The 21,994-nt window shown below is 52.6% G+C and carries 21 protein-coding genes; 10 read left to right on the plus strand and 11 right to left on the minus strand.

Annotated features, from left to right (window positions below; genetic code table 11):
- Nucleotides 1-90: 90 nt before the first annotated feature.
- Genes P6M73_RS12700 through glpK form a run of 4 tightly spaced genes read right to left on the minus strand, consistent with a single transcriptional unit; the run spans nt 91 to nt 4,753 of the window.
- Complete coding sequence (locus P6M73_RS12700; protein WP_277853404.1) at nt 91-534, minus strand: DUF1667 domain-containing protein; 444 nt, start codon at nt 532-534, stop codon at nt 91-93.
- Nucleotides 527-1,801: an NAD(P)/FAD-dependent oxidoreductase gene (locus tag P6M73_RS12705; RefSeq protein WP_277853405.1), complete on the minus strand. Its 1,275-nt coding sequence runs from the start codon at nt 1,799-1,801 to the stop codon at nt 527-529. Before P6M73_RS12705 ends, P6M73_RS12700 begins: the two co-directional genes overlap by 8 nt.
- A complete protein-coding gene (locus tag P6M73_RS12710) occupies nt 1,798-3,246 on the minus strand; it encodes an NAD(P)/FAD-dependent oxidoreductase (RefSeq protein ID WP_277853406.1) in 1,449 nt (482 codons plus the stop codon). The genes P6M73_RS12705 and P6M73_RS12710 overlap by 4 nt, the downstream gene beginning before the upstream one ends.
- Nucleotides 3,236-4,753 (minus strand): glycerol kinase GlpK, encoded by a 1,518-nt coding sequence (gene glpK / locus P6M73_RS12715; RefSeq protein ID WP_277853407.1) that lies wholly within the window; start codon nt 4,751-4,753, stop codon nt 3,236-3,238. The genes P6M73_RS12710 and glpK overlap by 11 nt, the downstream gene beginning before the upstream one ends.
- A gap of 148 nt (nt 4,754-4,901) precedes the next feature.
- Between glpK and P6M73_RS12720 the strand changes: the two genes are divergently transcribed.
- From P6M73_RS12720 to P6M73_RS12745, 6 genes are all read left to right on the plus strand, one after another.
- A complete protein-coding gene (locus P6M73_RS12720; RefSeq protein ID WP_277853408.1) occupies nt 4,902-5,273 on the plus strand; it encodes an arsenate reductase family protein in 372 nt (123 codons plus the stop codon).
- A gap of 338 nt (nt 5,274-5,611) precedes the next feature.
- Nucleotides 5,612-6,100, plus strand: a complete 489-nt coding sequence (locus P6M73_RS12725) for a ferritin family protein (protein WP_277853409.1) — start codon at nt 5,612-5,614, stop codon at nt 6,098-6,100.
- Nucleotides 6,101-6,136: 36 nt separating this feature from the next.
- Nucleotides 6,137-7,621, plus strand: a complete 1,485-nt coding sequence (locus tag P6M73_RS12730; RefSeq protein WP_277853410.1) for a carbon starvation CstA family protein — start codon at nt 6,137-6,139, stop codon at nt 7,619-7,621.
- A gap of 406 nt (nt 7,622-8,027) precedes the next feature.
- Nucleotides 8,028-8,570: a citrate lyase holo-[acyl-carrier protein] synthase gene (citX, locus tag P6M73_RS12735; protein ID WP_277853411.1), complete on the plus strand. Its 543-nt coding sequence runs from the start codon at nt 8,028-8,030 to the stop codon at nt 8,568-8,570.
- Between the two features lie 135 nt (nt 8,571-8,705).
- The gene (gene rpoN, locus P6M73_RS12740; protein ID WP_277853412.1) at nt 8,706-10,070 is read left to right on the plus strand and encodes an RNA polymerase factor sigma-54; all 1,365 of its coding nucleotides are present in this window, start codon (nt 8,706-8,708) and stop codon (nt 10,068-10,070) included.
- Between the two features lie 110 nt (nt 10,071-10,180).
- Nucleotides 10,181-10,315 (plus strand): hypothetical protein, encoded by a 135-nt coding sequence (locus P6M73_RS12745; protein ID WP_277853413.1) that lies wholly within the window; start codon nt 10,181-10,183, stop codon nt 10,313-10,315.
- Nucleotides 10,316-10,473: 158 nt separating this feature from the next.
- On the opposite strand, the gene P6M73_RS12750 is transcribed toward P6M73_RS12745, so the two are convergent.
- From P6M73_RS12750 to P6M73_RS12760, 3 genes are all read right to left on the minus strand, one after another.
- Nucleotides 10,474-10,842, minus strand: a complete 369-nt coding sequence (locus P6M73_RS12750) for a hypothetical protein (protein WP_277853414.1) — start codon at nt 10,840-10,842, stop codon at nt 10,474-10,476.
- Nucleotides 10,843-11,810: 968 nt separating this feature from the next.
- Nucleotides 11,811-12,296, minus strand: coding sequence for a prolyl-tRNA synthetase associated domain-containing protein (locus tag P6M73_RS12755; RefSeq protein WP_277853415.1), 486 nt, complete (start codon nt 12,294-12,296; stop codon nt 11,811-11,813).
- Between the two features lie 176 nt (nt 12,297-12,472).
- Nucleotides 12,473-13,693, minus strand: coding sequence for a hypothetical protein (locus tag P6M73_RS12760; RefSeq protein ID WP_277853416.1), 1,221 nt, complete (start codon nt 13,691-13,693; stop codon nt 12,473-12,475).
- A 324-nt stretch (nt 13,694-14,017) separates the two neighbouring features.
- On the opposite strand from P6M73_RS12760, the gene P6M73_RS12765 reads away from it, so the two are divergent.
- On the plus strand, nt 14,018-14,434 hold the full coding sequence (locus P6M73_RS12765) for a Fur family transcriptional regulator (protein WP_277853417.1): 417 nt from the start codon (nt 14,018-14,020) through the stop codon (nt 14,432-14,434).
- Between the two features lie 351 nt (nt 14,435-14,785).
- Here the strand turns inward: P6M73_RS12765 and P6M73_RS12770 are convergent, their stop codons facing one another.
- Both P6M73_RS12770 and P6M73_RS12775 read right to left on the minus strand, forming a co-directional pair.
- Nucleotides 14,786-15,934 (minus strand): IS91 family transposase, encoded by a 1,149-nt coding sequence (locus P6M73_RS12770; RefSeq protein ID WP_277853418.1) that lies wholly within the window; start codon nt 15,932-15,934, stop codon nt 14,786-14,788.
- A complete protein-coding gene (locus tag P6M73_RS12775; RefSeq protein ID WP_277853419.1) occupies nt 15,934-16,794 on the minus strand; it encodes a tyrosine-type recombinase/integrase in 861 nt (286 codons plus the stop codon). Before P6M73_RS12775 ends, P6M73_RS12770 begins: the two co-directional genes overlap by 1 nt.
- 352 nt (nt 16,795-17,146) lie before the next feature.
- Between P6M73_RS12775 and proB the strand changes: the two genes are divergently transcribed.
- Complete coding sequence (gene proB, locus P6M73_RS12780) at nt 17,147-18,259, plus strand: glutamate 5-kinase (protein ID WP_277853420.1); 1,113 nt, start codon at nt 17,147-17,149, stop codon at nt 18,257-18,259.
- Nucleotides 18,256-19,500 (plus strand): glutamate-5-semialdehyde dehydrogenase, encoded by a 1,245-nt coding sequence (locus P6M73_RS12785; RefSeq protein WP_277853421.1) that lies wholly within the window; start codon nt 18,256-18,258, stop codon nt 19,498-19,500. The genes proB and P6M73_RS12785 overlap by 4 nt, the downstream gene beginning before the upstream one ends.
- Before the next feature lie 259 nt (nt 19,501-19,759).
- Here the strand turns inward: P6M73_RS12785 and P6M73_RS12790 are convergent, their stop codons facing one another.
- Complete coding sequence (locus tag P6M73_RS12790; RefSeq protein WP_277853422.1) at nt 19,760-20,086, minus strand: TfoX/Sxy family protein; 327 nt, start codon at nt 20,084-20,086, stop codon at nt 19,760-19,762.
- Between the two features lie 2 nt (nt 20,087-20,088).
- Complete coding sequence (locus tag P6M73_RS12795) at nt 20,089-21,126, minus strand: PTS sugar transporter subunit IIC (RefSeq protein WP_277853423.1); 1,038 nt, start codon at nt 21,124-21,126, stop codon at nt 20,089-20,091.
- A gap of 284 nt (nt 21,127-21,410) precedes the next feature.
- Here P6M73_RS12795 and P6M73_RS12800 point away from each other — a divergent pair, with 284 nt between their 5' ends.
- A complete protein-coding gene (locus tag P6M73_RS12800) occupies nt 21,411-21,839 on the plus strand; it encodes a flavodoxin family protein (protein WP_277853424.1) in 429 nt (142 codons plus the stop codon).
- Nucleotides 21,840-21,994: the final 155 nt, after the last annotated feature.

Here is a 21,994-nt window from a genome sequence, read left to right on the forward strand (position 1 = left end):
CCGACTCATTGAATTGGTTGGTCAGTTCATGCGGCATTTTGTCACTTCGCGGCGTATGTCACTGTTTATGTTGTCGGATGCTGCCTGATGTCACGCAATGCCGTTTGTAACGGGGAATGCTGCGTTAGTTTTTGCCCTTGATTCAGTTTGATTCTTTCCTTGGGCTTCCACCGACCGGGTAGCCAGGATATCTGCGCCAAGTCCCAGCAGATTGGAGAACAGCACCTCCCCGGCCTGGATCGGAGCATTGAACTCGAGCTGGGCCAGTTCACGAATCACCTCGAAGACCTTTGCTTTGGGCACCGGTTGACTGGTTTTGACGGATACCACCGGACGAACGCCCCCTCTAACCCGAACCGTTGTGGTAATTATGCGGCGGGGGTCCGTCATTTCCTGAATGCCGTAGGTCTCGCCCCGGGGACAGCGGTTGCCGGAAACCAGCCAGCTCCGCTCTCTTTGCCGGATCTTCAGATGGCATCCCATGGGACAGGAAATACAGATGAGTTCATGAATTATCAAGTCGCTGTTATCCATTGGCTTCCTCCACTTCGATCCGGACCGGTTCGATGTTATTCAGATTATTTGCTGGAATTACAAGTCGCACCATCTGCGCCGGATTCAGAATCGGGAACTGACGCCTCAGCAATATATCATCGCCCTGTCGTATGATAATTCTGGCATTGGCGAAGACAGTCTTGGATCTCAGGGAGAGAATCGCCGACTCCCCGCCTTTGACAATCGCTTGCGGAACGACCGTGTGAATACCCGTTCCGGCAACAACCGGAATCAGCTGGGATTCCCCCCTTCCCGTCAAAGCGTAGCGGGCTGCTTCAAGGCCGGCCCGGCTCGCTTCCTGACTGACATAGTCTACCAGGTCATGAACCTGCAGGACGTTGCCGGCGGCAAAAACCCCTGGGATCCTGGTCATCAGGGCAGAGTCGACGATGGGACCTCCGGTGATCGGATCCAGTGGGATTCGCGCTGCGATGCTCAGTTCATTTTCCGGGATCAAGCCCACTGACAGCAATATGGTATCACATGGGATGAAGCTGTCAGTGCCGGCAATGGGTTGGCGGCTGTCATCAACCCGGATCAGGGTCACGCCGGTGACCCGGTCTTCGCCGTGAATGAGCCGGATGGCCGTGGACAGTCTCAGAGGTATCCCGAAGTCATCCAGGCACTGAGCAATATTTCGGGGCAGCCCCGAGGAGATCGGCATGATTTCCACGACCGCTTTCACCTTCGCCCCTTCCAGCGTCAGGCGCCGGGCCATGATCAGTCCGATATCGCCAGATCCGTAAATCAGGATTTCCTTCCCCACCAGATAACTTTCTTCATTGGCCAGCTTCTGAGCCATTCCGGCGGTATAGATTCCACTGGGACGTTCCCCCGGGATGGCGATGGCTCCGGCCGTTCGTTCCCGACAGCCCATGGCCAGGACAACCGACCGGCCCCTGGTATACACCATGCCGCCGGCAGTTGCCGCTGTTATGGCCCGGTCCGGGGTCAGCTCAATCACCATAGCCTTTACCAGCAGATCCACTCCGGATTGTTCCACTCGCTGAACAAAGCGCAGAGCGTACTCCGGCCCGGTCAGCTCTTCCTTGAATTCATGCAGTCCAAACCCGGTATGGATGCATTGATTCAGAATCCCTCCCAGTTCCTGTGCCCGCTCCAGGATCAGAACGGACGCCCCCTGCCCCTGAGCGGCCAGAGCTGCCGCCAGTCCGGCCGGGCCGCCGCCGATGACGATCACATCATAACTGGGCCGGACTTGGTCAATGGTTATATATCCGCTCATTCCTTCCCCTTCGTATGCCCCAGGATCACCCGGGATCCCCTGGAGTCCTTGAGCACTTCTTCTTCACTTATTCCCAGTTCACGGGCCAGTATGGCAATGACCTTCGGGCCGCAAAAGGTTCCCTGGCAGCGACCCATGCCCGGCCGCACCCGGCGTTTGACCCCATCCATGGTCACGGCTCCGGCCGGTCGATGAATGGCCTGAAGGATCTCAGCCTCCGAGACCGTTTCACAACGGCAGATGATGCTGCCATAATTCGGATCGGCCGCGATGGCCGCTTCCCGCTGCTTTGGGGTCATCTGCCGAAAGGCCTTGATGCCGGAGCGACGTTCTATAATCTGGTCCCGCTTCACCTGGGGGAGCCGTCCGGTGGCAGCGGCCAGTTCGCACACCATCTGGCCGATGGCTGGGGAAGCCGCCAACCCCGGTGATTCAATACCTCCGGCATGCAGGAATCCGGGATTGTGCTTGCTTTCATAAATCATGAAATCCCCGGTGTCAGGCGTGGCCCGCAAACCGGAAAATACGCGGATCGTGCGATCCAGCCGAAGCTTCGGCACCGATTTACGTGCCAGCGCATCGACCCGGCCCAAGCCCTCGCCGGTGGTAGCCGGCCTCTGACCGGGATCCTCCACTTCAACCGAATCCGGTCCGATCATCAGATTGCCATGAACCGTCGGGGTCACCAGAACCCCCTTGCCAAGCTCCGTCGGGGTCTGAAAGATGATGTGGCCGACCATTTTCCCCTCCGACCGATCCAGCAGGCGGTACTCTCCCCGACGGGGCCGGATCCGGTAATCTGTTTCGCCGAGCAGAGCTGCCACATCCGCCGCATGAATCCCGGCGGCATTGATCACAACCTTGGCATGATAATGGTTTTTCTCTGTTGTGATCTGAAAGAGCTCCCCCTCCGGGTTCAGCCCGGTCACCGGTTCATCCGTCCGGAGTTCCACCCCATTGGCCAGGGCATTTTCGATCAGGGCGTAGGTCAGATTGAACGGACAGACAATTCCGGCCACCGTGCATCGCAGGGCGGAACGAACCTCGCCCGACACGTTGGGCTCCAGCGCCAGAATCTCTTCCCGGGAAATGATGGACAGACCTTCCACTCCATTCTGCCGGCCCCGGTCCAGGAGTTGCCGGAGGATCGCCTCATCTTTCTCATCAAAGGCCAGTACCATTGAGCCGATTTGCTCATAGGGAAAATCCAGCAGCGGAGCGAGCTCTCGGATCATCCGGGCTCCTTCGACATTCAGCCTGGCTTTCAGTGTCCCCGGCAGGGCGTCATAGCCGCCATGGACGATAGCACTGTTGGCTTTGGTCGTTCCTTCTCCCACCTCCAGGTTTTTCTCCAGCACCAGAGTATTCCACTGATAGCGCGAACATTCGCGGGCGATGGCGCTGCCGATGACTCCGGCCCCGATGATGATCACATCATACATCATCTTCATCCTCTTCTCTCGCCCAGTTCATGGAGCGTTTGACCGCTTCCTGCCAGCGCTTGTATTTTCGTTCTATGCGTTCCCCGGTCCAGGTCGGCTGGAACGTTCGGTCCGCCTTGAGCTTTGCCTGCAGCTCCTCCACTGACTCATAGAAGCCCGTGGCAAGTCCGGCCAAAAAGGCCGCGCCCAGCGCTGTGGATTCGGTGACCTGCGGCCGCACCACAGCGACATCCATGATATCCGCCTGGAACTGCATCAGGAACTGATTGCGGGAAGCCCCGCCGTCCACCTTCAGGACCTGGACATCGATCCCGGCATCCTGTTCCATGGCCACCAGAACATCCCGGGACTGATAGGCGATGGATTCCAGTGTCGCCCGGATGAGGTGTTCCTTGCGCACCCCACGGGTCAGTCCAATGATGAGTCCGCGGGCGTACATGTCCCAGTAAGGAGCCCCCAGACCGGTGAATGCCGGAACTACATAAACCCCATTCGTATTGGGAACGGAGGCAGCCAGGGCTTCCGATTCCTGGGCCGAGTCGATGATCCGAAGTTCATCGCGCAGCCACTGCACCGAGGCACCGCCCATGAACACGGAACCCTCCAGCGCATAGGTGATCTGGCCATTCAGCCCCCAGGCAATGGTGGTCAGAAGGCCATGCTCGGATCGGACCGCTTCCGCTCCTGTGTTCATGAGCAGAAAGCAGCCGGTGCCATAAGTATTCTTTGCCATGCCCACCTCAAAGCAGCACTGGCCGAACAGTGCCGCCTGCTGGTCTCCCGCGGCTCCGGCAATGGGGATTTGCGCCCCGCCGAAAGTTCCCGGGTCGGTGACCCCATAAAGATCGCTCGAGGGCCGGACAATCGGCAGCATCTGCCGGGGGATATCCAACAGTTCCAGGATCTCTTCATCCCAGGTCAGGTCATGGATGTTAAACAGCATGGTTCGGGACGCGTTGGAATAATCGGTTGCGTGAACCTGGCCCCTGGTGAGATTGTAGATCAGCCAGGTATCCACGGTTCCGAAGAGCAGTTCCCCCGCCCGGGCCCGCTCCCGGGCTCCCGGCACATGATCCAGGATCCATTGCAGCTTGGTGGCCGAAAAATAGGCATCCAGCACCAGCCCAGTCTTTTGGCGGAACCAGTCCTCCAGTCCTCTGGCCTTGAGCTCCTCGCACAGAGTCGCAGTCCGGCGACACTGCCAGACGATGGCGTGATGGATCGGCCTTCCCGTGGCTTTTTCCCACACGACCGTCGTCTCCCGCTGGTTGGTAATGCCCATGGCCGCAATTTCATACGGACTGGTTCCCGTTCTCTCCAGGACTTCCCGGCAAACCCCCATCTGAGTCGCCCATATTTCCATGGCATCCTGCTCCACCCAGCCCGGCTGTGGATAAATCTGTGTTACTTCCTTCTGTGCCATCCCGCAAATGGCCTGATCCCGGTCAAACAGGATCACCCGCGAACTGGTGGTTCCCTGATCCAGCGCCATCACATACTTTTTCTCCATAAGCCCTCCTGAACCCCGAACCGGATCTGCCCGATCAGGGGTATTGCGTTCTCATTCCCTTCATTTTATCACACACCCGCCAAACTTCTTGATATAATGATAAAGGCAATCGACCAACCGAAATATAAGAATTAGAATGGAGCAAGCAATGGATCGAACGAAATTAAGCTTATACTGCTACAGCAAATGCAGCACCTGCCGGAAAGCCATGGCATGGCTGAACAGCAATCAGATTGAATTCCAGGAGAAGGATATCATCAACTTCCCGCCGACTTCCCAGCTCTTTTACGAATGGGTATTCGAGCAGGGACTGCCGCTGAAGAAGTTCATCAACAGCACCGGAGACAAATACCGCGAGCTCAACATGAAAGAGCGGGTCAAGACCATGACGGAGGATGAAATCATCGCCATGCTCGCTTCCCACGGCAAGCTGGTGAAGCGCCCCATCCTGACGGACGGACATTTTGTCCTGGCCGGCTTCAAGGAAGAAGAATGGGCTCAGGCGCTCGGTGTACTATAATTTTAGTACAGCCAACCCTTGGTTTTATACCAAAATTATGCAATTACTCCACAAAAGATACGAGAAGCATCCCGTATCTTTTTATTTGCAAAAAAAGATAATACAAAATTTTGTTGTGACGGTTTTTACAGTTTTTTGCCTGTTTATTAATAATACGCTAACAAACTGTAACTATTATCCTGAAATCACTTTATAACATCATTTTCATTAATTGTCGAGAAATTAACCAGACAAAGAAACTAAAACAGATTTTGTAAAATTAGTTATTTAGTACTATTATAAAGATAACAAAGCGATTTGTTTATTACCGAACTAAAAACACGCAAAGGAGGAAAATTATGTCAATTACTTTGGACGGCACCAAATTCCTGGACCTCATCGCGGGGAACGAAAAGAAGGTTGCCCAGCTCTACCGTATGATCGGTGAGGAGTCAGGTATCGGCAAGGAATTCTTCGAAAAGATGGCAAAAGATGAGGACAAGCATGAAATCATCTATCGCGGCATCATCGAACAGTTCAACCGGGAACTGCACCTTGAAACTGACGCAGCGAAGGCTGAGTATGTCGAACTCCTGATGGAAAACGATCTCCTGGCAGACATGGACACGCTGCTGGAAACTGCCCGCAGAACCCAGTTCAAGAGTCAGATCTTTGATCTGTGTGAACGCATCGAACGTGACTCGGTTCTGTATGTTCGTGAATTCATGGATCTGTATCCTGAAGTAGCCAATGATCAGATGAAGGTGATCCTCGGGGAGGAAAAGAAACACCTGCAGCTGATTCTCGAGAAAAAAGCAGATCGCGCTTTGTTCGGTATCGGAATGTAAACCCTTGTACTAATCGTGTAGGAGGAAATCGTAATTATGATCACATTTGTTATTGGACTTGTTATTCTTATCGGCGGTGGATTTCTCTACGGCGGATTTGTAGAACGCATCTTCCAGCCGGACGACCGGGAAACTCCGGCTGTGGCTTCTTATGACGGCGTCGACTTCGTCGGCATGAAAAAATGGAAAAACTCCCTCATCGAGCTCCTGAATATTGCCGGAACCGGCCCGATCCTCGGACCCATCCAGGGCATTCTTTTCGGACCCCTGGCCTTCCTGACCATCCCCCTCGGCTGCGTGCTGGCCGGTGCCATGCATGACTACTTCTCCGGAATGATCTCCATGCGCAACAACGGCGCGCAGATGCCCAAGATGATTCAGAAATACCTGGGCAAAAATGTCCGCTCATTCTACAACATCGTCATTATGATCCTGATGCTGCTGGTCGGCGCTGTCTTTATCTACACCCCTGGCGACCTTATCGTCGGTGATGTTCTCAAACAGCCCACCACCGCTGCCAATCCCACGACCTGGATCGTATACGGTCTGATTTTCCTGTATTATCTGATCGCCACCTTCTTCCCCATTGACCAGATCATCGGCCGGGTTTATCCGATTTTCGGCGGCCTGCTCGTTATTTCAGCCATTGCTATCTTTGCCGGCGTTATTTTCCACCCGGCCCAGCTGCGCAATGTTGATTTTGCAAACCTGAGCCTTCAGAACGTCACCAAGGACGGAGCCCCCTGGATTCCTATCTTCTTCATTACCGTAGCGTGCGGCATCCTCTCCGGATTCCACGCCACTCAGGCGACTCTGATCTCCCGCTCCGTCACCAGCGAAAAAGAAGGCCGGACGACCTTCTATGACATGATGATCATTGAAGGCTTCATCGCCATGACCTGGGCAGCAGCTGCCATGGTTATGTACAATACCGACAACGGCATCACCCCGGCCAACACCGGAGCAACCGCCATGATCGGTGTCATCTCCCGCTACTTCCTGGGCAACTTTGGTGCAGTCTTCGCCATCATCGGCGTTATCGTTCTGCCCATCACCTCCGGTGACACCGCCCTCAGATCCCTGCGCCTTATCATTGCTGAACGGTTCAACATCGATCAGATTTCCAAGTCAAAGAGAGCCATGGTTACCATCTCCATCTTCATTCCCTGCGGCTTGATCCTGTACTTTGCCAAAACCAACCCGGCAGGCTTCAACATGCTGTGGCGGTACTTTGCTTTCACCAACCAGTTTATCGCCATCTTCGCCATGTCGATGATTGCGGTCTACCTGTTCATCCGGAAGCAGAATGGCTGGATCGCTCTGATCCCCGGCATGTTCTATGCCTTTGTGGTTCTGAGCTTCATCATCCATGCCCCCATCGGCTTTAACATGGCAGCATTTGAGAAGACCAGCTATACCTATTCCTATCTGATTGCCGGTGCCCTGACCCTGCTTTACGCCTGGTATACCACCAATTATGCCAAGAAGCACGGCATGTCCATCGAGGATCGCAAGCTCTAAGGAACAAATACGCACCCAATCTGCATGAAGCAGGTTCAGCCAAGGGACTGCACAGAATCCACAGGATTCCTGCTGCAGTCCCTTCTCATTTCAGCCGGCAGGATCTAATCCTTGCCGGCGGCATACTAAAATCCGCTGGATTACTTGAATGTCCTGTCCGTCTTCCTTTACAATGAGGATGACTGAAAACCAAAAGACCGGAACAGCCCATGTGATCGATGGCAGCTATTCTCAAGCCATCCCCTGTTTGATTTAATCCACAGAATCCCATGAATCAGCCCGATCCGTTCGAGGATCTCATCGATCCGATCCGCTCCAATGATCTGCCCGACCAAACTGCAGTGAGGCGGTCGCTTGCGGTTCTGATCCAGCCGCTTCCGACAACCGCCACAGGAGAACACCTGCTATGAAATATCTTGATCAGGGGATTCCGGTCTCCCCCGCTGAACTGCTTGACCGGCGGGAGACAAGAGCGAATACCCTGGAAGAACTCCAGCGAGATTTCCCGAACCATACCCTGCTCAGCATGAAAATGAATATTCCGGGTCCCATCAAAGACAATGAACTGATCCGTCTGGCCTTTCGCCTGAGCCTGAACGAGATTCTGCTTCGGATAAAGGACAGTGTTGTGATGGATCAGACTCAAGCCGCTACTGGGCCCGAGGTGATTATAAAAACCTCGCGTCCCGCCCATGAAATCAAGCTTCTGATGATCGAGCTGGAAGAATCATTGCCTTTGGGACGACTGCTGGACATTGATGTCCTGACAGAAGGAAGTGCCCTCTCGCGAGAAGCAATGGGCTTGAATCCACGTCGCTGCTTTCTTTGCGACAAGCCCGCCCGGGCGTGTTCCCGATCCGCCGCCCACCCGCTGACGGCTCTGCTGGAAGCCATCGAGACGCTGATGCTGCAGGACCCGTCGATTCAACAACAGCTGCCTGCGGACTGAGTTCCCCGATTGCTCGGTGAATCATGATGGCACCTGACAGTGCTCGCAGACTCAGGATTTGTTAAGACCAACTGTCTGGTCATCGAAGGAAATAAGACATCAAATGACCGGTGAAGGGATGTGAGCACCTTGGAGATGAATCAGCAACTGAAACTTACCCAGCATCTGGTTCTGACCCAGGATATGAGGCTTTCCCTGAAAATGCTCGCCCTGTCCGGTCAGGACCTGTATGATTTCCTTCGGACAGAAGCTCAGACCAATCCGGCGGTGGACAGCGATGCCTTTCAGGAACAGCTGCAGCAGTCGGACCGTGCTCTGGCAGCGGATCGTCTGGCGCCCTATCTGGATCGACCGTCTGAATCCTATTCCATGGGTTCGGAGGGATCCGGAGATCTTCTGCAGACCCTCCAGGAAGGATCGACGTTTCGGGACCAGCTCCACCAGGAAATCGGTCTTCTTCGACTGCCGGATGCCGTATCCAGGGCGGCCCACTGGATTATCGACACTCTGGACGATTCGGGTTATTTCAAGGAAACCTCTTCCCTCCTGGGCATGCCGGTCTTCCAGGAAGCGCTCGCCCTGATCCAGGCAATGGAACCGGCCGGTATTGGCGCAACCTCATTGCCTGAATGCCTGATCCTCCAGCTGCGCCGGCGAGGGATCCATGATCCGGTGCTGGAAGAAGTTCTGACACAGGACTTGCCGCTGTTAGCGGCCAGAGAATTCGATCTGCTGAAAGAACGTTACCGACTCCCGGATCCGGAAGCAGCGCTCACCCTGATCCGAAGCCTGGATCCAAGACCTGCCCAATCGCTGGGAACATCGAATCGCACGGTCTATGTGACACCGGACCTGACCTTTTCAATCCAGGACGATCAGATCGATGTGGAACTGAACCGCCGGCTGACCCCTCAGATTACCATCAGCACGGCCTACCTGGAACTCGGCAACAAGGTCGCCGCCGAAGAAAAGCCCATCTATGAACAGTACCTGAAGCGACTGACCGGAATCATCGAAGCTCTGGAAAAGCGAAATTCCACCTTGCTCCGGGTCGGACAGGGCATTGCAGCACACCAGCAGCACTTCCTCACCGGAAAAGAACCTGGCCTTTCGCCTCTCACCATGACCCAGCTGGCTTCTGAACTGGAACTCCATGTCTCGACGATATCCCGCGCCGTGAAAGACAAGTATGTCCTGACGGGGCAGAAGCTCTATCCCCTGGCCTTTTACTTCACCCAGGCCGCCTCGAAGGGTGCTTCGCCTCAGTCGCGCCATGCTATTGAGATTCGGCTGAAAGAATTGATCCGAAAGGAGAACCCCCAAAAACCGCTGTCCGATGAACAGATCGTTGATCACCTCCGCCAGGCCGGAATAGCGATCAGCCGTCGAACCGTTGCCAAGTACCGTCTCGAAATGAACATCCCGGGTCGGAGCAGCCGGCGGCAGAATCAAGGATCTTCAGGCCAGAGCAGGAATGTTCAATCTGGTAACCCTAAATAATAAAAGTGGAGTTGCAGCACACCCAGGATCCTGGTTGTGCTGCAACTTCTTTGTTCATGGTCAGCCAGCAGATGAACTTCCCTTTGATCGGATCTTCCGGAGACGATCTGATGAGGAAGATGAAGCAGCGCTTCAAGCCGCTCCTGGCCGGTGATGCCGAGGGAAAGAACAAAAATGCCCCTTTGCCTGCAACATCCAAGGAATTCCTTCGGTCCGCCAAGAAACCATCGAGTTTTGGCACATAGGACCCTGAAGTCATCTCCGAACACAGCGAAGAGCCGAAAAATTTGCCGAACTCCCGGGGATCAAATTTGATCATCCGAAATTGAAAAAGTGCCTCAAAGCCAGAGGCACCAGTGATATTCAATCTTTTTTCTCTGAAATGTACGTCAGAAGTACTGCGTTATTTCCCAGCCAATTGCTGAACCAGCTGATTCACCTGAACCGAACCGGGATAGTCAATCACGTACATGTCCAGATTATTCCGGTCCAGTTCGGTCTGAGAGTCATTACTGAACGGAACCGACTTAACCAGTGTCAGCCACCCTTCCTTCGAGGTATCGCTCTGTCCAAACAGGTTGATCACCTGAATTCCATCCTTTGTCTTCACTTCCACCAAGCGCAAAGACCCGACTGCTGAGTACAGGATGGCCCAGGCTTTCGGCTCCTGCGTCATACTTGCGGACTGCAGCCGCTCCAGTTTATCGGAAAATTTCAACTGATTGATCGCATCCACCACCCGATTAGCCTGAGATACAGTCAGTTTAACCATTTCATTCGTTTTGTCATTATAGGATATCGTTTCACAAACCCTCATCTCTGTGATGGAATCAATTGTTACATCCCCAATCCGGACTGACTTGATCCGCTCAACTGAATCCGTAGCTGTTGCAGATGCAGAACTGATTGTCGTCTGATTGTTAGCATTTGTCTGAATGACTGTATTTGAAGGATTCTCAGAAATCTGCTGGGCACATGATACTAATAATAATATCGATAAGAAAGCAGGCACTATTTTCATGAATAATTCCCCCTTGATAATAATAAATGAACTCTTCCGGTCCTGAATTTCCAACCTCTTGTTGAATCACTCGACCCCCTCATATTAACCAATTATTTGGTAAGTCTTAAAAATTAACCCTCATACAAATAAAAGAATATACCACATCCTTCTATGCAACAGCACTTGAACCAGACGAGATGCCGATATACTTGGATCCCACTTGACCTTAGTATACACTCCATATCCATATCTATATCTATATCTATATCTCTTAATGTTCACACTATATTAACATAAAATAGTGTATATTGTCTTTTATTCATGTACTATTTGATCGTGAAAAATTCAATCGTTTCAACTCATAAAAATTGTGAAATTGATTAATTAATGGATCTTAATGACGGTCGACTCCTGTAATGGATTTAGGGTTCCAATCATCGCATATTAGGGCAAATGGGTTCCCTGTATGATCGCTGGCCACGCATCTTCCCCCAGCTTCAACGAAATGAAGCCTTGAATATCCTGAAGGAATTTTTGAGTTTCAGCTTATACCCATTTCATTTTTCCTTCCGTATGACTTTCAAAGATTTTCTTCCCGTGCCATGGAATGACCCCTTCAAAGAGAAACTTGTTCGGACAGCAAAAAAAATCCGGATCGCCTGAGCTGCGAATTCCGGATTTATATGCGGTAGACTGACTGTAGATATGATCGATATGATGATGGGGCAGATTATTCGTTATATCGAGATTTTCTTCAGAGAGTTGCCATTCTCCCGGATCAGCGTTTCCAGATCCCGGACTTTCATCCAGACGGTCGCTGTGTTGTCGCAGGGATGGATTGCGATTCTCTCCCGTCTGGCCATATCCTCGTCCAGGATTACCTCAACCACATGATCTGGGTCATTCAGTATTGCCAACGGCGTGACGGCACCTCTTTCAACCCCCAGGCGCTCCATCAGATAATCTTCCCGGGCAAAGCTCAGCCGGGTTGAGCCAATCTTATCCTTGAGCTTGGCCATATCCAGGTTCTTGTCCTTTTGGACAACAACAAGGTACCAGTGTTTTTTCTTTTCATCCCGTAAAAACACATTCTTGGCCACATCACTCAGGTCTCTGCGAATCTCCCGTTCCATTTCTTCCATGGTAAATACCGGAACATGGTCGACCGATTCAAATTCATAGCCCTTGTCCGTCAGAACCGCGTATACTTCTTCTTTTGTCATTGGTTGAATCCTCCCTTTGAAGGCGGCAGTGCCTTTGAAATTGCCCTTCGCTTCATCCGGAAGAATCAGTCTCCCGGGAGCGCGTACAGCCTACTCTGATTATATCCTGAAACCGTCGATGAGGCACGCCCTGGCAAAAACGTCCGTGGTTAAATGGATAAGCCCTGCGAGCAGTCTTATGGTGTGGACTCCTGAGGTCTGGTCAGCGCCGGATCCATTTCCCAGGGATAGCGGAAATGCTTGATTTCAATGCTCACGACGCGATCTTGGCTGGTGTCCACGGCAACCCGAATTTCAAAATCCTTCCGGATCACTTCATACCAGATCAGAGCATCCTGATTTTTGGACCTGGGCTTGTAATAATCCAGCAGCCCTTTCGCCGCGCTGTGAGGCGCGCCCGTCTTCAGGGTTGGGGTCAGCTGGACGGCCGGACCGTTGTCGCCCATTGATGGGGCCAATGAAATGACCCGGCACTCATTCACCGGCAAAAACTCCGCCGAGTCATTGCGTACGCCCAACGTCATGCGGCGTCCACTGCGCGAAAGACTCAGCAGGGTCTGGCTGTTCGGCATTAACATTTCCAGCCCGCGGCTGACTTGCCAGCCGGTCTTGGTGAAATCCTGCAATTTCCCGGGAAGCCGGTAGAAGTCTCCTTCGACGAGAATTCGTCCCGTCGTCGGATCCTCCCCCCAAACGGGGGATTCCAGCACCGTGATTGCAGCCATGGCCCTCCTGATCGGCTGGCTCACCATCGCCTGAATCCGCGCAGCCTGATCCTGTGCGTTGTAGCAGATTCGCCAGATGATTCCCTGCTTCCGGTATACCGATGGACTGAACAGTTCGGATTCCTCCGATGAGTCTGTCCGAGGAGCATCCGGCTCGCCCAGCAGATGGTTCACTTCATCCCGGTCCATTCCCAGGGAAACCGTCGATTCCAGAACTGCCGCTGCCTGACCCGGCAGATCCGATCGAAGCTCAATGCCGACCACAACCCCATCCCCCGGTCGGATGGAGCGATCAGACAACGGATTTCCCATCATAACCAGGAGGACCCGGCCTTCTTTCCACCAGCGGATGCCGCTCACATACTGACCGGGACGAATCGTTTCATAGAAGAAGGCTGGATCCATCCGCCAGCCCTGCTGTTCCAGCCGGGAAGCCGTCACAGGCAGACGCAGGACAGCACCTTCGAGTGATAAGGCCAGCTGAGCTTGCGTAGCATCCGCCGGAAAGGACTCAATCCATGGCATAGAGACTTCAGTCCGATGAAGAATGAGGGGTTTACCGTCGGATTGGCTCCAGACCGTATGTTCAAACGGTACACAGGCGCTCAGCAGACTGCCGCTCAGGAGCAGACAGGACATCCATCGGATGCGGTTTCTGTATTGTATTTTCATGGTGTTCCCCCCTCTCCTGAATATCCTATCAGTCATTGTACACTATCCGGGACGCCTCTGACATGCTCTGCCGCAAAATATGGCCACAGGATCTGATCGGGATGATTTCTGCCCATGACCCAGTGCCTGCTCTGTATTTTCCTGGAATGCAGGCCCTCGATTCGCGTCGCGATGGACTGATTCAACTGACAGATCGCCCAACTTGTGTGCTTCGCCGGAAACTTCCGCTCCGAGCAGGTGTCGCGTTCATATTAATTTCACAGGTTTTTCCTGTTTTTTTGATATGATGGACTTAATACTTAAATGATAAGAGAAGTGATGATTATGGATCGTGAAGCGTTAAAGAAAAATCTGGCGGACCACGGTCTCAAGGTATCCAGACAACGACTCCAGATTCTGGATTTTCTGGTACATACCGAAAGCCATCCCACCGCTGATGAAATCTTCCGCAAACTGAATCAGGACAATCCCGTGCTGTCCCGGGCCACCGTGTACAACACGTTGAATACATTCGTCGAAACGGGCGTCATTCACGCGCTGGACCTGCGCGACAGTGAAACCCGCTATGACGCCAGCCTGCATGATCATGGCCACTTTCGGTGCAAAGTCTGTCAAAAGCTGTTCAACTTTGAAATCAGCGAGGATCTGCTGAAGCATGAGCTGCCCGGCTACCGGATTGAAGAGCACCATGTGACCTTGCGCGGCGTGTGTCCCGCCTGCCTGAAGAAAGAAAAGAAATAGAGTTTCGCAATTATAAACCGGTTTCACCGGTTTTTTTGCATTCCCCCGAAAAATTGTATCATTATGTCATTTTTTGAATTAATATAATTAGTTAGGAAAGAATTGATTCGGGGAAAACAAAAAGCCATCAAATGCAGTAAAGCATTGATGACCCGAAGCAATTTTTCCTATTGGACACAATCGCGTGAACTGGATCTGACTATGGGGATTCAATCAAACCCACCGCCTCGTGGATCAGGCAAAAGAGCTGTCTCCACTCTCTAAAACTTTGGAATTGGAACATCGTTGGAAAAAAAGGGGATGCTTCGCAGCCCCACCTGGGTGGAGCTTTTTTTGTATCGGGGCCCATGGTCATTCGATCTTTTTGACACTGGCGAGACTTTGTCGCCGGATGTTTGAACTTCCACAATGTCTGCAACAATTGACGTCGATCCCGTATATGCGGTTGAGAATTTCAACTCCCGTCAGATCCTTTAAGACCGGTTTGACGATTTTCCCTTTGATCAGGATCCGGATCAGCTTAAGTTTTTTGCCTTTCGTTCGGTTGCTGAGCAATCCGTAATGCCGGATTTTGACGAATCCCTTTGGAAGAACATGCATGAGAAATCTTCGGATAAATTCCTCATGGCCAAGAGTGAGCATTTTTTTCGTACCGGTTTTGTAGTCCTTCACCCGAAAAGTAACCGATTTGTCGCCGACCTCAAGGATCCTGGAGTTGCTGATGGCGATACGATGCGTATATCGGCCCAAATACTCAATCACCTGGTCCGCGGATTTGAACGGTTCTTTGAGGTAGGGAATCCATTCTTTGGCATAAAGCTTCGTCAGGAATTGGTTGAATTCGCGAGGAAATTGGAGCAGGCTCAGTTCACCAGGGAAAGCCAGAGTCTTTTTGAGTGAGAGTTTTTTAAGACCGTCCAGGAATTTGCCTCGAAAGAGCTTTGAAACAACCTTAATGGGAAAGAGAAATTTCTTGCCTGAAGTCACGAATCGACCGGCATCGGTGAGACCACCGCCCAGAACGATCGCGTGAATATGCGGATGAAACGACAGGTTGCTGCCCCAGGTATGAAGGACACTGATGAAGCCGATGTCCGCACCTAAAAACTTTTTGTCGCGGGCCAGATCCATCAGAGTTTCCGAGCTGGCGCTGTACAGGAGGTTGTAGAGTGCCCGTTTGTTGGCATAGATCAGTGGGTTCAACTCTTCGGGCACGGTGAAGACCGCGTGGAAATAAGGAGCATCAATGACATCTGCCTTTTGGGCATCGATCCATTTTTCCTTTTTCAGGGATTGGCAGCAGGGGCAATGGCGATTTCTGCAGGAATTGTAGTGGAAATGGGTTTTGCCGCAGTCCTGGCAAATGGTCTGGTTACCGCCCATAGCCGGTGTCTTGCAGCTCATGATCGCCTCTGCCACTTTGTTCGACTCATAGTTCATACCGTATTGTTCCAGATAACCAAGGTAACCCTGATCAAAGACCTGCTGGATTTTGTGCATTACAAACCACCATCAAAGGGATTTGTGAAGTTGACAGGCCCGGTTCTTGCCAGATGGATGTATATGGTGGTGCTGTTTATGGATTTGTGTCCCAGCAGTTTCTGGATGGTAAGAAGATCTGTCCCACTCTCATAGAGATGAGTGGCAAATGCGTGGCGAAATGAGTGAGCGGTCACATGCTTGCTCCAGTTAAGGCTTTTCAGATGGAGAGAAATGAGACGTCCGAAAAAAGCGCTCTTCACTGGTCCATCCCCTTTTTTGTTGGGGAAAAGCCATCCCCTGGGTCGCCCATATTGATAATAATATTTTGTTAGGATGAGTACCGCTTTTTTAGAGAGCGTGGCATACCGCTCGGACCGGTTTTTCGACGCCCGTATAAAGATTCGGCCATCCTGGTAATGGATATCTTCAAAGCGCAAATGACAAAGCTCAGACAACCGGAGTCCAGAGGAATACAGTAATGCAACGCAGGCTTTCAGTCGCAAATCGTTTATGGAGTTGATAAACGCCATGGTCTCATCCACCGAAAGAACCTCTGGAAGGTAAGACTTGATCGTCATGGCGGGAACTTCGTACCGGTCCCACGGTTGCTTCAGGAGATAGAGCCTGAAAAATCGTATTTGAGAGGTATGGGCATTGATGCTGTGGTTGGAAAGCTTCTTTGTCTTCTTCAAGTAGAGGATATAGGTTCTGATATTCTCGTAGGATGCGTCCTTGGGCTGGATGCCCATTGAATCAAGCCACTCGAGATAGGATTTGAGGAAGGATTGATAACTCTTTTTGGTATTTGGTGAGAGGTCCCTGAGTTCGAGATAATATTCCATCTGAGAGAAATAGGATTCTAAAATAAATTGATCCATCGAAGTACTCCTTTTAAAAAGCGCAGTAATGCATTGGGCATCAGCGCCTTGGGTGGAGACCTGGATGGGCAGATTAAAAAAGTTGTGTTGTTGTGGTGGCTAAAATATGGTAACATAGGCGTGCAAATAGTAGTTGCTCTCCTTTGGTTATTTGTTGTTTGTAGTGAATCCACAATAAACCATAAATGGAGGTGTAGCTACTATTTGTTTTTTTTGCACGAACAAACCTCTGTCAAACCAAGAGGCATAAGTATAAAATTTTAACAAAGAACTATCGCGTAGCGATTTTGTTCAATTAGTAATCAATCATCGGTCACCCCAATAACGAATGACGAAAGAAGGTACTGCCACTGTGAAACAACACCATTGCCTGGTCCTGAAAGTGGGCTCTTCATCTCTGGTCAGCCCGGAAGGAGAGGTTCAGGAGAATTTCATCCGGCGCATCAGCCAGGAATTGCACGCGCTCCGACAATCCGGCTGGGACGTCATTATCGTCTCTTCCGGAGCGATCGCCATGGGCCGAATCCTGTATAATAAACCAACCCGCAAAAGCCTGAGCCAGAAACAGGCACTCTCAGCCATCGGCCAGCGCTACATCGTGAACCTCTGGCAGAATGCCTTTGACGCCTTCGGAATCCTGACCAGTCAGATTCTGCTGACCCGGGATGACTTTAAATCCAGAAAGCGAATGCTGAACTTCCGCAACGTCCTGACGGAACTGCTCAGTATGGGGAGTATTCCCATCATCAATGAAAATGACGCCCTCTCCAGTGATGAGATCCGGGTCGGAGACAATGATACGCTGGGCGCCCTGGTAGCCGTTGCGGCCGGTGCCACCCATTATGTGATCATGTCAGATATCGAAGGTCTGTATGATAAGGATCCCTCCCGGTATTCCGATGGCCGGATTATTCCGGAAGTCGATTCCATTACCGATGAAATCCGGCAGATGGCCGGGGGATCAGGCTCCGCCGTCGGAACCGGCGGCATGATCACCAAGCTGTCCTCTGCCGAAATCGTCACCCGAGCCGGCATCACCATGTACATCGTAAGCCATTCCCTGCAGCACCTGGCACAGCGCCTGGAGGACCAGGCCGGCATGGGGACCCGCTTCAAGGCGAGAAAAAACATCTCACGCCATCGTCACTGGATTGGATTCCAGTCCAGCCCCACCGGCACCCTGGTCATCGACGACGGAGCCGTCAAAGCTCTGCAGGGGCATAAGTCGCTGCTGGCGGTCGGCATCGTTGAAGTCAGCGGACTGTTCAAGCCGGGGGATACCGTGGAAATCCGCACGCAGGAAGGTCGACTCATCGCCAAGGGCCTGTCCAACTTACCGTCCAGTCAGATCAATCTGATCAAGGGAAAGCAGAATGCCCAGCACCGGAACATCCTGCAGCAGGAAGTCCACTCAAGCGTGGTCCACGCCAACAATATGATCATTCTGGAGGAAACCAAGCCATGAATTCAGATCTGGAACATCTCCTGACGCGATCCCGCGTCAGCTCAAAGATCCTGCGCAAAACCAACACTGCCCTGCGCAACCGGGCGCTGACAGCCATGGCCGACGGACTGCTGAAAGCCAGTGAACGGATCCTCGAAGAAAATAAGAAAGACGTAACCCTGGCAGCAGCCGCAGGAATCAGTTCCTCTCTGCTCGACCGGCTTACCCTGACTCCGGCTCGGATTCAGGGGATGGCTCAGGGCATTCTGGACATCCGGGAACTGCCCGATCCCATCGGACGCATTCTGCGGGGAAACCGCCTGAAAAATGGCATGATCGTCGAGCAGGTCACCGAGCCGCTTGGCGTCATTGCCATGATTTATGAAGCCAGACCCAATGTCACGGCAGATGCCGCAGCCCTGGCGCTGAAAAGCGCCAACAGCTGCATTCTGCGCGGCGGAAAAGAAGCCCTTCACACCAACCGAATCCTGACGAACCTGATCCGCGACGCCATCGCGCCGCATCTGCCCCAGGACAGCGTAATCCTGATTGAAAATCCAGACCATGCACTGGTTGATGAACTGCTTACGGCCAGAGGCCTGGTGGATCTTGTCATCCCACGAGGTTCCAGCCGCCTGATCAATAAAGTAGTGGCGGATGCCAGAGTGCCGGTTATTGAAACCGGAGCGGGCATCTGCACGGCTTATGTGGCAGAATCGGCCAATCTGGAACAGGCTCTCGCCATCGTGATCAATGGAAAAACCCAGCGTCCGTCGGTCTGCAATGCCCTTGAAAACCTGCTGGTCCACGAGGCGGTAGTTGACCGGTTCATTCCCCGACTGGCGGAGGAACTGGCCAGCCGGCACACTGAACTGCGCGGCGATGAGCGGATGATCCGGCTGACCGGCTGCCCCGGCGCTGTCCCGGAGGACTATGATACCGAGTATCTGGATTACATCCTGAGCGCCAAAACCGTCAGTTCCACCGAGGAAGCCATCGCCTTCATCAATGAGCACGGCACCCACCACAGCGATGTCATTCTGACGGAAGACTACCGCGAAGCCCGCCGTTTCCTCGAAGACGTCGACTCAGCCTGCGTCTATGTCAACGCCTCGACCCGCTTCAGCGACGGGGCTGAATTCGGCTATGGCGCAGAAATCGGAATCAGTACCCAGAAAATGCATGCCCGGGGGCCCTTCGGCCTGAATGAACTGACCACCACCAAATATCTGATCACCGGAGAGGGCCAGGTGCGCGAATAACCGGTCCATTTCCACCAATCAGGCACGGTCCTGGGATCACTCCCAAGACCGTGCCTGATTGGATTGTCTGTTCGGGTGAAGAGAGCGGGAAGAAGCAAACGATGTGAAACAAACGGAGTGAAGTCAACGGAGTGAGACCCACGGAGTGCAGCAGGCTGTTTGAATCTTTTCAACTGAAGCCAGCAGCCGGAAGTCAGTGCACAGACGGGCCAGTTCGTTCCGCCGTGCGATTATTCCTCTTTGTCCGGCTTTCCAGCTGTTATTTCGCTTTTCTTGGCTTTCCCACTGGTTCAGGGAGTTCTTCCACTGTGGCTCTGACGATCCGCCGAATAAACTCCCTGTCTTCCAGGTTCTCAATCAGTAACATCGGCTTGCCCCCTTCGTAGGGCAGAGCGGTAGGACCCTGGGGCATCAGTTTCTCCCCCGCCTTTGTCATTTTGATCAGAAAACGATTGTCCATGACACCGCCGAAGTACTTGTCATCCAGGTAGAAGCCATATTCTCCGAACATTTTGCGATACCGGACCTGTCCCGCCTCTCGGAGCTGATCTGCGATCCATTCGACCAATTCAATGCTTGATGCCATAATCAGTGTTTTATCGAAGCCAGTTTCATGTCACCGGGCTGAATCAATCCCCGGCGCCGCATCAGGGCGGCTACCGCCCAGGCGATGACACCCGGAAGAATAAAATGCATCAGGGCAATCTGAAGCAGAACCTGGGGAGATGTGCCCATGACTTCCGTCATGGCGAACTGGCCAACCAGTCCGGAGGTCCCCATCCCTGCTCCGCTTGGTATAGATGTCATCTTCAGGACATACGTGGAGATTGGCCCCAGAATGGCGGAGGCGACGATGGCGGGAAGCCAGATGATGGGTTTCCGGATGATATTGGGGATTTGCAGCATGGAGGTGCCTAGTCCCTGGGCAATGGTTCCGCCAACGCCGTTGTCCTGATAGGAAGCGATGGCAAAACCAATCATATTCGCGGCACAGCCGGCTGTCGCCGCTCCGGCAGCGAGTCCGGAAAGTCCGAGGGAAATGGCCAGGGCAGCCGATGAGATGGGCAGGGTCAGCACAATGCCCATGACTACGCTGACGATAATGCCCATCGGAATGGGCTGGAGTTCCGTCGCGGTATTGATGAAGGAGCCCAGCGCGGTCATGATTCTGGTCATAATCGGGCTGACAACAATTGCTGCGATCCCTCCCATCAGAATGGTTTCCAGCGGAACCAGCACAATATCCACTTTGGTCTTGCCTGCCATGCGCTTGCCGACCTCTGCCGCGATCAGGGCTGCCGCAAAGGCACCCACGGGTTCACCGACGCCGATGACGGCAGTTGTTCCGTTGAATGAAATGGAACCGGCTCCAATGGCGCCCACCGCCACGCAGCTCATAATGACCAGTGCCGGTGCTTTCAAGGCATATGCGACACCGACACCGATGGCCGGTCCCATCATGCGCTGGGCGACATTGCCAAACGCCACCAGCTGACTGATTCCGGTCAGCATGCCGATCTGCTTGATAATCAAGCCGATCAGAAGTGATGAAAACAACCCCCAGGCCATTCCGTTCAGTACATTGATGAAATAATCGCGTATCAGATGTTTATTCTTTCCATCCATAATATATCTCCCAGAACTTCAGTTTTCCATTATTATAGCAAATCAAGCCGCTCCGGAACCATGTCTCCGATAGTTTGCCATACCGGTACCGAACAGAAATTTCACTCGTCAGTCTGGCGGCAAAATCGTCCATCTGCTGAATATTCTAAGAAACATCAGAATAATTCCTGGATAAGCCCTTTCTCGATCCGATCCTTTTGATATTCCATTGTCAAAGACAATCTTTTTTGAGAAATTCAGTTATGATGAATATGTATATATTTCTGACGAAAGAGGGTTTTAGCATGAACATTCGTATCGTTTACTGTTCGAAGACAGGTCACTCCAAAAAAATAGCGGAAGGCATCAGCAAAGCCCTCTCCGTTCCGGCTGAAAACATGAGCAAACTGACCGGTCCGGTGAAGGCAGACCTGCTGTTCCTGGTTACCGGCATTTACGGCGGAAAATGTGATCCCGCCGTGTTGACGCTGATTCAGTCCTTGACTCCGGAAAGCATCGGACAAGTCGCACTGGTCACCTCCAGCATGTCAAAGGGGACCCAGACAGAGATCAAAGAAGCCCTAACCGCACAGGGAATCCCCATCTATCCGGAAGAATATCGCTGCAAAGGATCTTTTCTGTTCTTCAGCCTGGGCCATCCCAGTACGGATGAAGTTCAGGAAGCGGTTGAATTTTCCCTCCGCGCGGCAAAATCAGCAGAAGCAGCCAGATAAGTCACTCGCAAAATCCTCACCACCGATACCACCAGCAATCTCGAAACTTAATCCCAACATCCAATTGGCTGCAGCAGTCAAATCCCCTCCGGCTATCAGGCAGAGACTTTGGTCTCTGCCTGTTGTCTTGTCCGGTGAATCCCTGATCCGTCGAC

The organism is Anaerococcoides asporogena (assembly GCF_029590275.1).
GTDB lineage: Bacteria > Bacillota > Clostridia > Clostridiales > Clostridiaceae > JG1575.

Coding starts and splice junctions, on each gene's coding strand:
- rpoN (WP_277853412.1), top strand. CDS start 8,706: ATGAATCAGCAACTGAAACTTACCCAGCATCTGGTTCTGACCCAGGAT.
- P6M73_RS12750 (WP_277853414.1), bottom strand. CDS start 10,842: ATGGTTAAACTGACTGTATCTCAGGCTAATCGGGTGGTGGATGCGATC.
- P6M73_RS12745 (WP_277853413.1), top strand. CDS start 10,181: ATGAGGAAGATGAAGCAGCGCTTCAAGCCGCTCCTGGCCGGTGATGCC.
- citX (WP_277853411.1), top strand. CDS start 8,028: ATGAAATATCTTGATCAGGGGATTCCGGTCTCCCCCGCTGAACTGCTT.
- P6M73_RS12790 (WP_277853422.1), bottom strand. CDS start 20,086: ATGGCATCAAGCATTGAATTGGTCGAATGGATCGCAGATCAGCTCCGA.
- P6M73_RS12705 (WP_277853405.1), bottom strand. CDS start 1,801: ATGAGCGGATATATAACCATTGACCAAGTCCGGCCCAGTTATGATGTG.
- P6M73_RS12700 (WP_277853404.1), bottom strand. CDS start 534: ATGGATAACAGCGACTTGATAATTCATGAACTCATCTGTATTTCCTGT.
- P6M73_RS12720 (WP_277853408.1), top strand. CDS start 4,902: ATGGATCGAACGAAATTAAGCTTATACTGCTACAGCAAATGCAGCACC.
- glpK (WP_277853407.1), bottom strand. CDS start 4,753: ATGGAGAAAAAGTATGTGATGGCGCTGGATCAGGGAACCACCAGTTCG.
- P6M73_RS12765 (WP_277853417.1), top strand. CDS start 14,018: ATGGATCGTGAAGCGTTAAAGAAAAATCTGGCGGACCACGGTCTCAAG.
- P6M73_RS12710 (WP_277853406.1), bottom strand. CDS start 3,246: ATGATGTATGATGTGATCATCATCGGGGCCGGAGTCATCGGCAGCGCC.
- P6M73_RS12730 (WP_277853410.1), top strand. CDS start 6,137: ATGATCACATTTGTTATTGGACTTGTTATTCTTATCGGCGGTGGATTT.
- P6M73_RS12775 (WP_277853419.1), bottom strand. CDS start 16,794: ATGGATCAATTTATTTTAGAATCCTATTTCTCTCAGATGGAATATTAT.
- P6M73_RS12795 (WP_277853423.1), bottom strand. CDS start 21,126: ATGGATGGAAAGAATAAACATCTGATACGCGATTATTTCATCAATGTA.
- P6M73_RS12770 (WP_277853418.1), bottom strand. CDS start 15,934: ATGCACAAAATCCAGCAGGTCTTTGATCAGGGTTACCTTGGTTATCTG.
- P6M73_RS12800 (WP_277853424.1), top strand. CDS start 21,411: ATGAACATTCGTATCGTTTACTGTTCGAAGACAGGTCACTCCAAAAAA.
- P6M73_RS12785 (WP_277853421.1), top strand. CDS start 18,256: ATGAATTCAGATCTGGAACATCTCCTGACGCGATCCCGCGTCAGCTCA.
- P6M73_RS12725 (WP_277853409.1), top strand. CDS start 5,612: ATGTCAATTACTTTGGACGGCACCAAATTCCTGGACCTCATCGCGGGG.
- P6M73_RS12755 (WP_277853415.1), bottom strand. CDS start 12,296: ATGACAAAAGAAGAAGTATACGCGGTTCTGACGGACAAGGGCTATGAA.
- P6M73_RS12760 (WP_277853416.1), bottom strand. CDS start 13,693: ATGAAAATACAATACAGAAACCGCATCCGATGGATGTCCTGTCTGCTC.